Annotated in this window: 14 protein-coding genes and 2 pseudogenes; 6 read left to right on the forward strand and 10 right to left on the reverse strand. The window is 60.1% G+C overall.

The genetic code is table 11. The annotated features are described in order from the left end of the window. Positions 1–24: 24 nt before the first annotated feature. The gene (locus ACYZT7_RS21335; RefSeq protein WP_462038120.1) at positions 25–1,371 is read right to left on the reverse strand and encodes an NAD(P)/FAD-dependent oxidoreductase; all 1,347 of its coding nucleotides are present in this window, start codon (positions 1,369–1,371) and stop codon (positions 25–27) included. 127 nt (positions 1,372–1,498) lie between these two features. Here ACYZT7_RS21335 and ACYZT7_RS21340 point away from each other — a divergent pair, with 127 nt between their 5' ends. Together ACYZT7_RS21340 and ACYZT7_RS21345 are read left to right on the forward strand one after the other, a co-directional pair. Next, positions 1,499–2,389, forward strand: a complete 891-nt coding sequence (locus ACYZT7_RS21340; protein ID WP_462038121.1) for a LysR substrate-binding domain-containing protein — start codon at positions 1,499–1,501, stop codon at positions 2,387–2,389. A 485-nt stretch (positions 2,390–2,874) separates the two neighbouring features. After that, the gene (locus ACYZT7_RS21345; protein WP_462038122.1) at positions 2,875–3,195 is read left to right on the forward strand and encodes a hypothetical protein; all 321 of its coding nucleotides are present in this window, start codon (positions 2,875–2,877) and stop codon (positions 3,193–3,195) included. Positions 3,196–3,476: 281 nt separating this feature from the next. Here the strand turns inward: ACYZT7_RS21345 and ACYZT7_RS21350 are convergent, their stop codons facing one another. Then, positions 3,477–3,950: a cupin domain-containing protein gene (locus ACYZT7_RS21350; RefSeq protein ID WP_462038123.1), complete on the reverse strand. Its 474-nt coding sequence runs from the start codon at positions 3,948–3,950 to the stop codon at positions 3,477–3,479. Positions 3,951–4,191: 241 nt separating this feature from the next. Beyond that, the gene (locus ACYZT7_RS21355; RefSeq protein ID WP_462038124.1) at positions 4,192–4,956 is read right to left on the reverse strand and encodes a tetratricopeptide repeat protein; all 765 of its coding nucleotides are present in this window, start codon (positions 4,954–4,956) and stop codon (positions 4,192–4,194) included. 431 nt (positions 4,957–5,387) lie between these two features. On the opposite strand from ACYZT7_RS21355, the gene ACYZT7_RS21360 reads away from it, so the two are divergent. Continuing rightward, complete coding sequence (locus tag ACYZT7_RS21360) at positions 5,388–6,185, forward strand: hypothetical protein (protein ID WP_462038125.1); 798 nt, start codon at positions 5,388–5,390, stop codon at positions 6,183–6,185. Positions 6,186–6,464: 279 nt separating this feature from the next. Here the strand turns inward: ACYZT7_RS21360 and ACYZT7_RS21365 are convergent. The 5 genes and pseudogenes from ACYZT7_RS21365 to ACYZT7_RS21385 form a co-directional block, all read right to left on the reverse strand. Beyond that, a pseudogene (locus ACYZT7_RS21365) lies at positions 6,465–6,572 on the reverse strand (helix-turn-helix domain-containing protein); the annotation flags it as partial. 140 nt (positions 6,573–6,712) lie between these two features. Then, positions 6,713–7,909 carry an ABC transporter permease gene (locus ACYZT7_RS21370; protein WP_462038126.1) on the reverse strand — a complete coding sequence of 399 codons (1,197 nt, stop codon included), beginning with the start codon at positions 7,907–7,909 and terminating at the stop codon, positions 6,713–6,715. Further along, positions 7,909–9,120, reverse strand: a complete 1,212-nt coding sequence (locus ACYZT7_RS21375) for an ABC transporter permease (protein WP_462038127.1) — start codon at positions 9,118–9,120, stop codon at positions 7,909–7,911. Before ACYZT7_RS21375 ends, ACYZT7_RS21370 begins: the two co-directional genes overlap by 1 nt. Next, entirely contained in the window at positions 9,120–9,806 is a 687-nt protein-coding gene (locus ACYZT7_RS21380; RefSeq protein ID WP_090454543.1) for an ABC transporter ATP-binding protein, read from the reverse strand. Before ACYZT7_RS21380 ends, ACYZT7_RS21375 begins: the two co-directional genes overlap by 1 nt. Further along, positions 9,803–10,954: an efflux RND transporter periplasmic adaptor subunit gene (locus ACYZT7_RS21385; protein WP_462038128.1), complete on the reverse strand. Its 1,152-nt coding sequence runs from the start codon at positions 10,952–10,954 to the stop codon at positions 9,803–9,805. The genes ACYZT7_RS21380 and ACYZT7_RS21385 overlap by 4 nt, the downstream gene beginning before the upstream one ends. Positions 10,955–11,475: 521 nt before the next feature. Here ACYZT7_RS21385 and ACYZT7_RS21390 point away from each other — a divergent pair. Then, positions 11,476–11,826: a LysR substrate-binding domain-containing protein gene (locus tag ACYZT7_RS21390; protein ID WP_462038129.1), complete on the forward strand. Its 351-nt coding sequence runs from the start codon at positions 11,476–11,478 to the stop codon at positions 11,824–11,826. A 40-nt stretch (positions 11,827–11,866) separates the two neighbouring features. Here ACYZT7_RS21390 and ACYZT7_RS21395 read toward each other — a convergent pair. Then, positions 11,867–12,184: pseudogene (locus ACYZT7_RS21395) on the reverse strand (cupin domain-containing protein); the annotation flags it as partial. After that, complete coding sequence (locus tag ACYZT7_RS21400; protein WP_462038130.1) at positions 12,129–13,802, reverse strand: tetratricopeptide repeat protein; 1,674 nt, start codon at positions 13,800–13,802, stop codon at positions 12,129–12,131. The pseudogene ACYZT7_RS21395 and the gene ACYZT7_RS21400, both read right to left, overlap by 56 nt. Positions 13,803–14,104: 302 nt before the next feature. Here ACYZT7_RS21400 and ACYZT7_RS21405 point away from each other — a divergent pair, with 302 nt between their 5' ends. Both ACYZT7_RS21405 and ACYZT7_RS21410 read left to right on the forward strand, forming a co-directional pair. Then, positions 14,105–14,677 (forward strand): chorismate mutase, encoded by a 573-nt coding sequence (locus ACYZT7_RS21405; RefSeq protein WP_462038131.1) that lies wholly within the window; start codon positions 14,105–14,107, stop codon positions 14,675–14,677. 35 nt (positions 14,678–14,712) lie between these two features. Further along, positions 14,713–15,141, forward strand: a complete 429-nt coding sequence (locus ACYZT7_RS21410; RefSeq protein ID WP_462038132.1) for a nuclear transport factor 2 family protein — start codon at positions 14,713–14,715, stop codon at positions 15,139–15,141. Positions 15,142–15,261: the final 120 nt, after the last annotated feature.

Here is a 15,261-nt window from a genome sequence, read left to right on the forward strand (position 1 = left end):
TGAGCGTTGACATGTGGGTATCGACTAGAACAGCGAAGAAGGCGGCTTGACGTCGCCCTCGGCGAATCGCGACAGACGGAGCTGGTGCATATCCAGTCCCGGATCGCCAGAGTCAATCCAGTCCGCCAGGGTCTTGCCCACGATCGGGCCCATGGCAAAGCCGTGGCCGCAGAATCCGGTGGCTACTGCCAGGCCGCGCGGCGACGTGTGTGCGTCGATGACGGGAATGCCATCCGGCAAGACATCGATGGTGCCAGCCCAGCAGTCGACGATCTGTGTATCCACCTGCCCGGGGAACGCGTCCTTGAGCGCGGCCATGGCCGTTCCCAGACCCCTGTTATTCGGTGGGATAAGGGGATTGCGCTGGTGAATCCCCGCGCCCAGCCGCGACGATTCCGACCACGGCATGCGCTGGTGCAGATCCGTCAGGCACGCACCGTTCAGATTGAAGCGAAACGATTTGCGATGCGCCCAAAGCGAAGGTGCATACCAATGCAGTGCGCGCAGATGGCCGAGCGTCATGTCGACGTCGACATGGGCGTCGTCGGCGATGTTGAAGCTGCCATCCAGCCTTTGCCGGAATCCCACGCCGTTTGCGATCGTGGAAATGCCGCTCAGCGTCGGCCCGGACGTGGTCCGCGCCACCGTTCCCCGCACCAGCTGCTGCGGCAGTGAAATGCCGAGCATCTTCAGCAGGCGGAACGTCGTGACGCCAGCGGCGCACACCACCGTTTTCGCCTTCACGTAGCCCCGCTCGGTTTCAACGCCCACGACCTGGCCGGCGGCGACGTCGATGCCCTTGGCACCACAGTTCTCTACGATGTGCGCGCCAAGCTCGCGGGCACGCATCGCGAAGGCGCGAGCCACGAGTGTGGGCTCCGCTTGACCGTCGCTGGCGGTGAACAAGCCACCCATTTGCGGAACGGCGTAACCCGGCAGTTTTTTAACCACCTCGCGCGGCGAAAGCATCACGGTATCCACCGAAAAGCTGCGCGCGACGCTCAGCCACGATTCGTATCCGTCACGTTCGGCCTCATTGCCCGCGACGAAAAGACAGCCGTCGTTGCGCCATCCAAGGTCGGTCTGGAGTTCGTGCTCAAGCGAGCGCCAGATCTCGATGCTGGCTTGCATCAGCGGCACTTCGGCTTCATCACGCGATTGCTGGCGAACAAAACCCCACGCGCGAGACGATTGCTGACCGGCGATCACGCTTTTATCGAGGAGAAGAACCTTCGCGCCCGCTTTGCCAAGGTAATACGCGCACGCACAACCCATCAGACCGCCACCTATGATCGCCACGTCGACTTCACGAGGCAGAGGGTTGTCCCGGGACGCCAACACGCTGGCCAATGCCGCTTCTGGAATGTTCATGAGGAAAACCGTCAGGTTGAGAATGACGCGTAGCGCAGCGTCTTTATTTCGGCTAAGAATGTGCCCCGACCCGCTGAAAGAACAGTGATGTATCTGCATAAATCCCATGTGAGGAGCGCATAGAAACATGAGTCGTCAACTGCCATCCATCGAGCTTTTGCAGGCATTTCTGACGGTTGCGAAGATGGGAAACTTCGGCAAGGCCGGTGAGCAGCTCAACCTGAGCCAGAGCGCGGTCAGTCGGCAGGTCGCGCAACTGGAAGCGCGTCTGGAAACCCGCCTGTTCGAGCGCCACACGCGCAAGATCGTGCTCACTGACGAAGGCAAATCACTGGTGCCAGTTGCTGAACAGGTCATCGGCCTGCTGTCGGATGCATCGCACATGCTCGCAACCGTGGGAAGAAGTGTCAGCCTGCGCGCGCATCCGACCATGGCGGCGCGGTGGCTGATTCCTCGGCTTACGGGCTTCTATCGCCTGCATCCGGAGGTGACGGTCAGTGTCGACACGGTGTATCACCGTTTTCCAGACTTTGCGTTTGAGTCGATCGACGCCATGATCGCGTACGGCACAGCCACATGGCCCGACTTCGAAGCGCTGGAACTGTGGGAAGAGCAACTGATTCCGGTGTGCTCGCCGGTATTGCTCGCCGGGACAACCCCGGAAGAAGTACTCAAGACCGCTCGGCTTGTGGACTCAAGCATGGATCGCCTGGACTGGCGCCGATGGGAAGAATACTACCCAGGTTCAACCGGCCCCGATAACGCACATCTGACGTTTGATACGCTGGAATCCGCCATCGTCGCCGTGAAATGTGGTCAGGGCATAGCGCTCGTCGACGCCGTTCTCACACGCGATGAGTTGCTCGCTCAGCAACTGGTGCGAGTGCATTCTGGCAGCATCATTACCGGCGGACGCTACACGCTGGTCTATCCAAAGCGGGTGAAGCGCTCAAGCGGCTTTTGCGAGTTCCTCGACTGGCTGGAGCAAGAGCGGCCGGTGCCGGGTGCGATGAATTGAGTCACCTTTTCCAGGCAGACTTGAACGGCTGCTGGCCAATCCAGGGACAGAGATTAATGTGCTGGCAGGGAGATGCACCCCAAACGGTTTTTTTATCTCGGACTGGATATAGCCGACGTATTCTTCTTTATGATCCACCACTAACACTTGTATTTTGACGACATTCTCGGCGCTGGCGCCTGACGCCTCTGAGTCGCGACAGGCCGTTATAATGGGTCGATTCCAGCCCTTCGCGATAGGCAGCAATCGGCCAAGAGCGGTCATTCTCAGAATTCGAAAATCATAGGAGGGCCGCACAACCGCAGCCCTCTACCTACAATCTTTCCTTTCCGACGATTAGCACGCTGTTTCTTCTTGCTATAGGAGAAACCGGCCGCAGATCGTTGTCGTATCACCTGCAGGCACACCGTTACTTTCAAGACGCTGATACGGTGAGCTACGGGAAAGCTTGGCCGCGTAGTCTCTTTTATTGCAGAGGTGGTGAGATGAGCGTGAGAACCATGCTTGGTATGTGGGTGGTGGCTGCAATTAGCTCAGTCATGTTGACGCCAGCGTCAGCGGATCACTGGCGAGGCGGACGCGAGGGTGGCGAGTGGAAGGACGAGTACAGGGACGGGCCATGCAAGGTAAAGATCGAATCCAAAGACGATGAATACAAGGAAGAGATCAAATGCCCGAATGGCCGCGGCGCCAGTTGGCGTCGCGGCGAGTGGAATGACGAATTCCGGGAGCACGGCTGCAAGGTCAAGATCGAAGCCAAGCGAGATGAGTACAAGAAAGAGATCAAGTGCGATGGCGATGATTGATCGGTTGCTCGGGCGCCGCGTGAAACGGCGTAGTCAGCGCGATTAGGCGACAGGCAGAAAACGGCCATTAGCGTATACCCGAGAACGTCTGCTCACCGCCCAAGCTCCGGGAGCGACAGTCAGTCTGGGTCGAAGAGCTCCGATCGTTTCGTGTTGCAACCGAACTCCAGAGAAGCAGCATTGATTTCATTCATTGCGCACAATCAGGGACTGGTCGCAGGGGCAGACGCGTGTGCTCGCCCATACGCCTGCGTGATGGTCGGAATACCAGGTAGATAAGGTCACTTCTTCCTGGGGTCATCCGCGGGATTTAGAAAATTGATACCCCACGGGCCGGTCCCATGGATCTGCACGACAGTTTCTTCTTGGGTAAATACATACATCGGCATACCAACAGGCATGATCGTGATACCGCCCGGCGTGTAGGCCCTGGCTTTGGCGGGGTCAAATTTGTCGCCGACTCCTAGGTGAAAAGTGCCGGAAATTACGGTGACACGTTCTACTACCGGGTGAGTATGGACACCTATTTTAGAGTTGGCAGGTAGCTTGAGCCGAAAGGTAAACGGATCTACAGTTTTCAGGTCGCCTTCAATAACTACGATTTGGGCGCCGGGTGCGACCGATGGCGCATCAGACCATTTGAGATCGGAGGGTAGAACTGATATGTGACCCGCCATCGGTTGCTCAGCGCTCGACACGGGTAACGTCATGAATGCGGCGAGTGTGCACACCACAAAGACTCTTAATCTGTACATTTCCTGCTCCTTTCGAGCGGAACAAATGTTGCCCAAGGCTGTCACCATTTATTAAAGCTACCCTGGGGCCATAAGCAAGGCGGCCTATTGTTAAAGCCGCGACCGTTAGGGACGTCGGGGGACGCATCCGGCCATCTACGGCAGCTATGTGTCGTTTTCTGCCTGTCACCAGCGTCAACTTTGGGTCGATTGCAGTCCTTGGTGACAGTCAGCAATCGGCCAGAAGTGGACATTCAGAAACTCAACCGTGCACCAAGTAGGCCCCTGACGGAACCCGATATCGCAGCTTCTTGCATTTGCCGGGTGCGGGCTGATGCCCCGGCGGGCGATCAGGAAACCAGATTCGGCATTTACCCGGTGGCGGCAAATGTCCGCGGGGAATCTCAACCTCATCGTACGCAGGCCCTGGCTCGACGGAAGCCATTTGCAATTTTCCTTCGGGCCGAGGCCTGGCAATCGTCGGTGAATCCGATACCCGGTCTACCGTTGCGCGAGCGAAGTTGCCAGCGTCGCGCTCAGTGTCCTGAGTGGATTGTTCAGCAACTCCCATTTCTGCTTCGCTGCGCCTTTGGGTCTCCACTTCCAGCCTCTTCTGTACTGCGACCAGGTCCGCCTTGGCGCTGGGCGGGGTACCCGAAGACTGGGCCTGCTGCGCCACCTGGATCAATTGGAAGTTGCGATTGCGTAACTCGACGTTGCGACCAACCCGCATATTCGAGCGCGCCGCCAAGGTTTCAGCCTGCTGGTACTGCCCCTGCTGAAGACGCAACACACCGAGGTAATGCAGCGTCGCGGGATTGTTCGGCTGGATATGCAGGGCTCGCTCCAGCGTGGCAGCGGCTTGGTCCAACTGACCATTTCCATACTGCCGCGAGGCGGTTTCGATTAGGGTGGTTGATGCGCTGTTACTTTGCGCTGCCGCTCTTCGCTCAGCGGCAACCGAACAAAGCGACGCGACGGCGCAGAACATCAGGATGAGACCCGGCAGAAAACTCTTGGTTGGCATCAGGGGGACGGACTCGACTGATCTCGGAGGCACTGCCGTAAACCAGACCACAGCGCTGCTCGGCATTTTCAATACAGGGCCCCAATTGACCAGGCCAGTACCCTGAAGTTCCCGCTGCAACGGCCACCGTAACCAGCATCTTTTTTACCACCCCATCATCTAAGCGTGAAGTCAGAGTGGGTAACCCCTCCGTCAAGGGGACGTTATGAATGTCTGCAAAGGGTCGAATGCGGTCTGACATCAATGACGGCTTCTCCCTCTATTTGAGCACCGATGATTGTGAACGCCCTTCGACCGACGACTAATGTTTGCCAACTGCCGGACGATATCTTTCATATCTGTTTCTAAAGCGGTGTGCGCTGGATTGATTCACGCCGGGGACCGGCAAGGACAGACTCAAAATTTTAGTTTGCGATTACAGGGAGCTTTCAATGAGCCACCGCTGCGGACCAGTCTTAGGTCTATTGTTGATTCCCACGGCGATTTTCGCGGCGCCTCCAGGACCAGAGGCTACAGCTGAATATCATGCAGCCCAGCAGGCTTTGGAGAATCTTACGCAGAACACTGCTGAGGTTTTGAAGTTGGCGGCACAGCAAAACAGTGATCGTATGCAAGGCCAAGCAGTCATAGCTGAAATGTCGAATGCACATGATCGGCTGTGCGCTCATCTGGAAAAGGCCATTGCATCCGGACATGCGGTCGCCCTTCACTTGAAAGCCAGGCTTCTTTTGGCTCAAAACCCACTCACAAGCAAGAAAGAAGCCTGCTCGCTCTACGGTCAATCGGCCGCACTCGGTTTGCTGGCAGGCGCCGTAGAACATGTCAAATGTTTACCCTCCTATCCCTACACCGCAGAGTATGGACAACGCCTGGAAGTCCTCAAATCGGTGATAGAAGAGCCGGACCCCTATCAAACAGACTATCCGTTACCTATGACCTTCCCTTACTGTTTTCCCAAGCACAAACCAGCCTTGAAGCCGGACGAGGATGCAATACAGTGGGTCATAGACAATGCCAGCCCTCAAGCGTTGAGCAGCGAAGATTTTCGAGCGGAAGGTTACTACAGGCTGGCCATGGCTTCGGGCGATGTCGAGTCAAAAACACGGGGGGCTGAATTTCTGATCTCTGCTTTCGCCCACGGCTGTCGAGAAGACTCGGCGCGAATCGCGAAAAGTCTGGGGGTTACGGTACCGCCTTCACCGATGAGCGCTTCCCCAACCGGAAGTTAGTTGCTCACTGTCGTGACGGCATGCTGGCTTCATCAGTAACCACATGAGGCCGTAGGCTATGAGCGCAGCAGTTGAGTTTTCAATCATGATTGACGGTGAGCAGATCCAGGGTTGGGTAGTTAAGGATGGGAAGTCATACCGTGCGTATGCGGAATTTCGCGGTGGCCTAATAGATGTCCGTGGTTCCACCAAGGCTAGCGCTGAAAGCAACTGGCGCGAAGAAGCGAACCACAAGGCAAACCAATAGGAAATGTCGCCCAGGTTAACGAAAGCCCCGCCAGTCGGGCCAAAGTTCAACAGACGGACGATCTCGCGCTGGCTCATGTCGTGCAGTTGGCCGATCTGGATCGTGACGCGCTCTTCAACGCTGAGTTCGTGATAAGACATGGCAACACCCTACCGAAGCGGTCAGGTGTTGCACTCAGTTTTTGCCGCCGCCAACCAATTAAAATCACCGGCCCAGCTCCGGCGTTTTCGTTATCGTCACGCAGCGTACAGCTAGCCCGTCAGGCTCATTGGCCTGGCCGCTATTCACTGCGCAGAGCCGCCACCGGATGCAGTCGGGCCGCCCGCAGTGCCGGAGCCAGGCCGGCGAGAATGCCGAGCACCGCCGCCAGCAGCAGCGCCAGCAGCAGAAACAGCGGCTGCAGCGCCAAGGGCAGGCTCGGCATGGCCAGGTGCAGTAGCCCGAGCAGGAGGCCCATCAACAGCAGACCAAGCAGACCACCGGCCAGGGACAGCAGCGTCGCTTCGGCGAGAAACAGCCCGAGCACCTGCCGCGGACTGGCACCAATCGCCCGCAACAGGCCGATTTCCGCCGTGCGCTCGCCCACAGTGGTAGTCATGATGGTGAGAATGCCGACGGCGCCGACCAACAGGGAAATGCCCCCCAAGGCACCGATGGCCAGGCTCAGGGTGCCGAGAACGCGGTTGAAGCTGCGCAGCATGTCGTCCTGGGTGCTCAGACTGAAGTCCTCCACGCCGTGCCGTTCGCCGAGTACCTGGCGAATCTGCCGACTCAACGCCCGCGAAGTGGTGCCGGTGCCGAACACCACATGGACTTTGACCACCCCGGTGCGGTTGAACAGGCTTTCGGCCCAATCCACCGGGATGTAGGCGATATCGTCGAGGTTGAAGCCGAGCAACTGGCCCTTCTCCGCCATCACGCCGATCACCCGGAAACGCACGCCGCCGACACGGATCAGCTCGCCCAGCGGATTGCGTGCACCGAACAGCTCGACACGCAGCTGATGGCCGAGCACCACATAGGGCGGCGAACGACCGTCACGGGCCACGGGCAGGAACTCGCCCAGGCTCAGCTGCATGCGCCAGGCCTGCGCCAGCTGATGGCCGCCACCGAGAATGTCGCTGCGCCGGCTCAGTTGACCGAACTGGATATCCCCGCTGCCCTGAATGATCGGCACCGCCGCCTCGACATGCGGCAAGCGCCGCAGGGCGTCGGTATCACTGATAGTCAGTGGCCGTACGCTGCCGAGCAGACCGCCGAGGCCGCTGGTCTGGGTCTTGCCCGGGCGCACGGTGATGATCCGCGTACCAAACTGCGAGAAGTTCTCCAGCACATAGCCGCGCACGCCTTCGCCTATGGCCGTGAGCAGCGCCACGGCGGCTATCCCGATCGCTACCCCGAGCAGGGTCAGCAGGCTGCGCAAGGGTCGACAGGTCAGCGCCGAGCTGGTCAGCCGGAAACCATCTTGCCAGCGCATCAGTGCGCTCCCGGCGGGCGTAGCGCCGCCACCGGCTCCAGCGCCGAGGCCCGAGCGGCCGGCAGCCAGGCGAACAGCAGCGCCGTGCCGAGTGCCAGCAGCACCGCGCTAGCCCGCGCCCACCAGGGTGCATAGAGCGGCAGATCGAACGCCAGGCGCCCCAGCCAGAGCAAGGTTTCGGCCAGAAGTAGCCCCGCCAGCGCCCCCGTCAGGGCGAGCAGCGCCGCCTCGCCGAGGAACAGCAGGCGCAGCTGCGCCGCCGTCACACCTATGGCTTTGAGCAGGCCGATCTCGGCGCTGCGCTGGCTCACCGCAATCCAGGTCACGTTCATGATCAGGATGCCTGCCACCAGCAGGCTGATCGCGGCAATCCCGGCCACCGCCAGGGTCAGCACCGCGAGTATCTCGTCGAAGGCGCTGAGCAGGCTGTCCTGGCTGATCAGGGTGATGTCTTCCTCACCCTCGTGGCGCTCCTTGAGCGCGGCGAGTATCAGCCGCTTGCTACGGTCGAGAAAGCTCGGACCACGCACCTCGACAAACACCCGCAACAACCCCTCGCGATTGAACAAGGCCTGGGCACTGGCCACCGGGATGATCAACATCTCGGCGAAATCCATCCCCAGGGATTCGCCCCGCTCACCGAGGATGCCGACCACCCGGAAGCGCCGGTCGCCGGCGCGCAACCATTCACCCAGGGCCGGGCGCGCACCGAATAGCTCGCGCCGGAGTTTGCCGCCGATCACGCAGACGGCCTCGGCCTGCTCAGGGTCCAGCGCCGGCAGGGGCTGGCCCTGGACGACCGTCAGTTGGCGAATGGCGAAGAAGTCCCGGGTGGTGCCCAGGGTCAGCACCTCACGATTGCGGTTGCCGACTATCACCTCCATCTGCCCGGCCTGCAGCGGCGCGACCCGGCGGATGCCCGGCAACTGGGCGATGGCCTGGACGTCCTGCAAGGTCAACTCGTGCGGCGTCAGGCCGGTGAGCGGCGGCATGCGCCCCGTGGTTTCCTTGCGGCCCGGGAAAACGATCAGGATGTCGCGCCCGAGCAGCGAGAACTCGTTCAGGACGAAGGCCCGCGCCCCCGCGCCCAGACCGGTGAGCAGATTGACCGCAACCACCCCGATAGCGATGGCCAGCAGCAGCATCAGGCTGCGCGAGCGATGCCCACGCAAGGCGCCGAGCCAGAAGCCCAGGGCATCGGCAGCGCGCATCAGGCCAGCGCCCGCTGCGGCGCAGCACTGTGGATCCGCCCGTCACGCATGTGTAACTGGCGCTGCGCGCGGGCGCCCAGGCTGGCGTCGTGGGTCACCACTATCAGGGTCAGGCCCTCGCCGTTGAGCTCTTCCAGCAGGCTGAAGACCTCGGCGCCGGCCTGGCTATCGAGATTGCCGGTGGGCTCGTCGGCCAACAACAGCGCCGGTTGCATGACCATCGCCCGGGCGATGGCGACGCGCTGGCGCTGACCACCGGACAGCTCGGCCGGGCGGTGGGCAATGCGCTCGCCCAGCCCCAGGCGCGCCACCAATTGGCTGCTGCGCTTGTGCCGTTGCGCCGCGCCGATGCCGGCGAGGACCATCGGCAGCTCGATGTTTTCCAGCACCGTCAGCCGTGCGATCAGGTGGTAGGACTGGAACACGAAACCTATCAGTTGGCTGCGCAATTGGGCGCGCCGCGCCTCGCTCAGCGTCGCCGTGGCCTCGCCCTGCAGCCAGTATTCGCCGGCGCTCGGCGCATCGAGCAAACCGAGGATGTTCAGCAGGGTCGACTTGCCCGAGCCCGACGGGCCCATCACCGCCATGTAGTCACCGGCGGCGATGTCCAGATCCAGGCCGTCCAGCCCCATCACCTGCTGCTCGCCCAACTGGAAGCTGCGGCTGCCGCCGCGCAGGCGGATCATTGCTCAGTCTCCGCCGCATCCACCGGGATCACCGCCACGGTGTCCTTGAGCCCTTCCTGCTCGAGGCTGGCGACTATACGCGCGTCCTCGTCCAGCCCTGCGAGCACCTCGGTCCAGCGCCAGTTGCTCAACCCGGTTTGCACCTCCACCTCGCGCAACACCCGGGCGCTCGGGTCATATCGCAGCACGCGCTGCCCCTCCAGCAGGGTCTCGGTGGGGATGCGCAAAGCACGTGCGCGCTGCTCCAAGAGGATCTCGACATCGGCGCTATAGCCGGTGAGCAGGACCAGATCGGTCGGCGGCTGGTCGAAGCGCACCTCGACATCGACGGTGCGCGCCTGCTTCTCCAGTTCACGCACATAGGGCGCGATGCGGCTGACGCGGCCGGCGAAATGCTGGCCACGGAAGGCATCCAGGCTGATCCGCACGGCGGTTCCGGGGCGAACCCGGGCAGCGTCCACCTCATCGATCGGCGCCTCGACATACAGGCAGCTGTCGTCGATCAGGTCGACCGCCGGCGGCGTGGGAATACCCGGCGGCGAAGGGGTGACGAACTCGCCGAGTTCGCCGTTGATTTCTGCGACTATGCCGGCGAATGGCGCACGCAGGGTCGTCTGCTCCAGCAGTGAACGCTGCAACTGCAGGCTGGCGTCGGCCTCGCGGATCAGCACGGCACTGGCACTGCACATCAGCTTCGCCAGGTGAGCCTTGGTCTCGGCCTGATCGAGGCGATCGGCGGCAACCAACTTGCGGTCGGCCAGATGGCCCAGGCGATCGAGGTCGCGCCGGTCCAGATGAGCCTGCTGGCAGCGCTGTTCGCGGGCGTTGCGTTGGGCCTCCAGCCGCGCCTCGGCCTCCTGCAGCCGGGCCTGTTGCTCGTCCTGCCGCAGGCGCATGAGCACCTGACCCGGCTGGACCCGCTGGCCCTCGCCGATCAGCAACTCGGCAACCTGGCCGCCGACATTGAAGGACAGATGCGAGCGTCGACAGGACTTCAGCGTACCCGCGCGAGTGTTGGCCACCAGCGTCTCCACCGGCCCCCGCTCAACCTCTAGCAGCCTGACCGGCAACGGCTGTGGTCGACTCAACCAGCCGCCCAGCACCACCAGACAGGCCAGCATCGACGAGCCAATCAATAATTTGCGCATGGACTGCACCTCCTCCCCACATGGCTTGAGCCTAGGTCAGGAGGGTAAAAGCACAACACGAAACGCCATTTATCCGACGATTTTCAGACGAGCGCCAGATAAATGGCGAATGAGATTTATTTCTCTCGCAACTGCTATTCCCCAGCCATGCCAACTCAATAAAATTCCTTGCCGCGGCGACGCTACGACGTCGAAGTATCCCCGGAAACTGTGCGACCCATAGCTGCCAGGGGAGAGCACGAGTATCGGTTTGGCCTTTCGATTTAGATGAGTGAATGACTGGCCAATACGAATCGTCCAGGTTCGGTGCTTCAGCTTGGCCGTCTATATTGGGTCGAAAGCCGCCTTTCTAATGCCCGGACTCACGCCTTCTCACCGCTCAGCATCCTCAAAAAGCCACAGCAACTTTGCCAGAGTTGCCATGGAACGCACCAATGGCTTTAACGACACCCACGACAATCAGTGTGATACCCATCGCTTCAAGAGCCGTGGGCCACCGGTAGTAGAACAGCAAAATAGACTTGACCCTGACCGACGCCATTATCGATATCAGGCACGAACGCATTGATGTGGCGATAAGAAGCGGTGTGTTATCCGACCCAAGCCTTGTCGCTCATGAACTGAGTTCCAACGAGCGACTTGTGTGCGCCTCCCCGACTTATCTCGAAGCACATGGCGTGCCTGCCGAACCTTGCGAACTCGCTGACCATCCCTGCTTGAAACTCAATTTTGAAAGCCGGTTCAACGACTGGGCGTTTCGTGCCCCCAACAGTAGGGCGATTCCGATCGAAGGAAGTTTTACCTGCAACAGTCTCGACGCTATTCGCACGCCTCACGACAGCCTGCTTGAATGCAAACCGTTAAACCGATGACTTTCCTCTTGGGACGGCCTGAAGCAGTTCGATGCTTTCAGGCCGCCTCACTGAACATCCATTTCAGTGTATCGGCCAGTTGCGGTAGCTCATCCAGGGACAGCACCAGAATATCGGGTAACGAAGCAGACAACGGGTTATCGACCCCGCCCTCAAACTCCATTGACGCGCACAAGAGTTGAGCCCTCTCGAGCTCACCGGCGAACAGTTAATGCCGGCTTGGGCGTGGCAGAAAAATCAGACTGGGCTGGGTCAGCAGCAAGTCCTTCCGATCGGACCCCAGCAACGTGATCTTTCGGGCGTCAGTTGCAACAACGCTTTCCAACCCGACAAAAACACGATGCCGTGATTTCCACATCAGCGCGGGCCATTGCCAGGTCAAGTCGAGTCTGGGCGGCAGCAGTCTCGGCGTCCCGACCCAGTCGTTTCAGGCATTCCACATAACCGTGCAGGCTCCACACATTGTCCAGATGCCAGGACGCACGGCTGAGTGTGTTGTCCAGTCCCAGATCGGCCCGATAGGCCTGCAAGGCTTCTTCTACCCTGCCCTGCTCCAGAAGCAGCGCGCCCAGCGCATGCCTGACCGGTTGCATCCAGCCCCATGGCTCGTCGTAAGGCAGGTTGTCGTCCAGTGATAACGCCTCCCGCAAGTGAGCAAAAGCCTCGTCGTAGTTGCCTTTGCGGTACTCGATTTCCCCGCGCAGCATGCCCGCGGCAACTGCCAAAATGTCGGTGCATGTGTTGTTGAAGAGGTAGCGTGTGTCCGGCACTTGGGTCCAGGCTTCGAGGAAGAGACGCTGTTCGGCTTCTGCGGCGGCTATGTACCCGGTGGCCGCATGCGCCACGCCTCTGGCGTAATGCAGCATCGCCGTGGTCACGCAGTACAGTGCCTGGTCGTTCGGCAGCGGGGTGGCGAGTATGTCCTGCCATTTGCCAAAGCGTATCTGCACGTGCACCTTCATCGACACAAAGCCTTCCAGCCAGTCGGCCATCGGCGGCTGTTCCACCCGCAGTAGTTCTTCCTTGATGTTCGAGATCAGTTGATCGGCAGCTTCCAGGGCCGGTTGGTACTGCCCGAGGAACATCGCCGAATAGAGTTTGAAGTGATAGTTGTGGCTTCGGTACAGGGTGTAGAAGTTGAGTGGCCCTTCCTGTTCCAGGTATTTGCTGTCGGCCAGGATCGCCCGACTATTGGTGACCATGGCCCCACGGTAATCACCGCAGAGCACGTCGATGTGCGACGGCATATGGCGCAAATGCCCGGCGTCCGGCACCAAGTCACGCAGGACATCGCCGGCTCGCAATGCCCGCTCCGGATAGGGCGACATTTCCAGGGTGTGGACGTACATGTGCAACACGCCCGGGTGCGGCGCATCGCCGTGCTGCTCCATCCGCCGCAGTGCCTGTTCCAGCACGGCCACGGTTTCAAGCGTGTCAGCCCCCTGCGCCGGTTCACCGGTTTTCAGGTCCCACAATTGCCAGGGTGTGCGGTCGATCATCGCTTCGGCAAACAGCGCTGTGACGTCGGGATCGTCGGGAAAGGCTTTGTAGACATCGCGCATGGACGCCGCATAGGCATCGTTCCAGGTGAAGAGTTGCTCAAGGCTGGTCGCCTGATCGTCCTGGTAGCGTTGCTCCAGAGCGCGGATCAGCGCTTGTTCCACCGCTGTTGCGCCGTCGAGATGTGCCAGCGCGGCTTGCGTCGCCAGTCGGGCCTGGGCCACGGCCTCTTTCAACTCCTGTTCAATGAAGGCATCCCAGCGCTTGTTGTAGTTCGGGCCCGAGGCGTAGGCGATGCCCCAGTAGGCCATCGCGCAATCGCGATCGTGCTCGATCGCCTTGTGGAAACATCGTATGGATTCGTCGTGGTTGTAGCCGTAGCACCATAACAATCCACGATCAAACCAGCGCTGGGCCTGGGACGAGTGGGTCGTCACCGGACGGCTGTAGGTGCCCAAATCGTAATAGTCATGCATCGGTTTATCCTCTCGACCAGAGCATGGAATCTCACAGAAATCCTTGCGGACCTGGAGAGCCTCGACAGTTTAAGAGGTCCAGCATACCCCCGCGGTTCTGGCTGAGCGGTACAGCCGACGACAGGAGGATCATTGCCGGCGTCAATAGTCACCATAAACTCAATGAAGTACTCAACGAAAAGCCCAGCCTGACAAGCCGGGCTTTTTCGTGAACAAAATAAATCAATCCCCACTTAATGCCTCTGCCACACCTGTGATACATAACACCTGATTGTGAGTCCCGTACCCAATGAGGTTTGCCGATGCTCCGTTCCTCACGCTTACCGCAACTACTGACCTGCGCCATCCTCGGTTTACTTGCCTGCAGCGCACAAGCCAGCGCGCCCTCCCCGGCGCCCGATAGCTTGCAACCGCTGCTGGTGACGTTGAACGAGCGCCTGAGCATGGGTGATCTTGTGGCGCTGACCAAGTGGGACAGTGGCAAACCGATCCAGGACAGTGCCCGGGAAACGCAAGTCATCGCCAACGCCAGGAAGATGGCCGTTGACCGCAAACTGGACCCGGACGAAGTGGCCGAATTGATCGCGGCACAGATAGAAGCCAGCAAGCTGGTGCAGTACGGACTGATCGCTCATTGGCGAGCGGCTGGCAAGGCGCCTGACACGCCAAGGCCGGACCTCGCCAATCAAATCCGGCCACAGCTGGATGCGCTGCAAAACCGTCTGTTGCAGCAATACGCTGACTTCGCGCCCTATCGCCATGACCCGGAATGCGCGAACTGGCTGGCCAAGGCACGATCCGGCCTGATCAAGGATAGTCTGCATGGTCAGGCACTGATACGCGCCACCGGGGAACTGTGTGTCGCTGCTCGATGAGCGTTTGCAAAACAACAAAAATACAGGAGTTGAAAATGTCTGAACTGAAACTGCATCCCAACGCCGCACAATCCCTGAACCAATGGCACGACATGATCAGCAAGGGTGACTTGAGCGCCTTGCCCGGTTTGTTGGACCCACAGGCGATATTCCGCTCGCCGATGGCTCACACGCCTTACCCGGGAGCGGCCGTGGTATCGATGATTCTCAACACGGTCATCGAGGTATTTGAGGATTTTGTCTACCACCGGGAACTGTCGACGGCCGACGGGTTGAACGTCGTCCTGGAATTCAGCGCCAAAGTCGGCGGAAAAGAGCTGAAGGGCATCGACATGATCCGCTTCAACGAACAAGGAAAAATCATTGAGTTTGAGGTGATGGTCCGTCCCTTGAGTGGCCTGCAAGCCTTGGGCGAGCAAATGGGACAACGCCTTGGCGCTTACCTGGCGGCCAGCAAAGCCTGATGACCCCGGCTTGGTGTTAAATAGAACGCGTAAAGCCGCGCAACGAGAACACCGATGAATACCCATTTTGAGATAAGTGATGCCCCTGAGCCCAAGACCCAGCGAGATGGAACATTCACC

This window comes from Pseudomonas sp. RT4P38 (genome assembly GCF_054897765.1).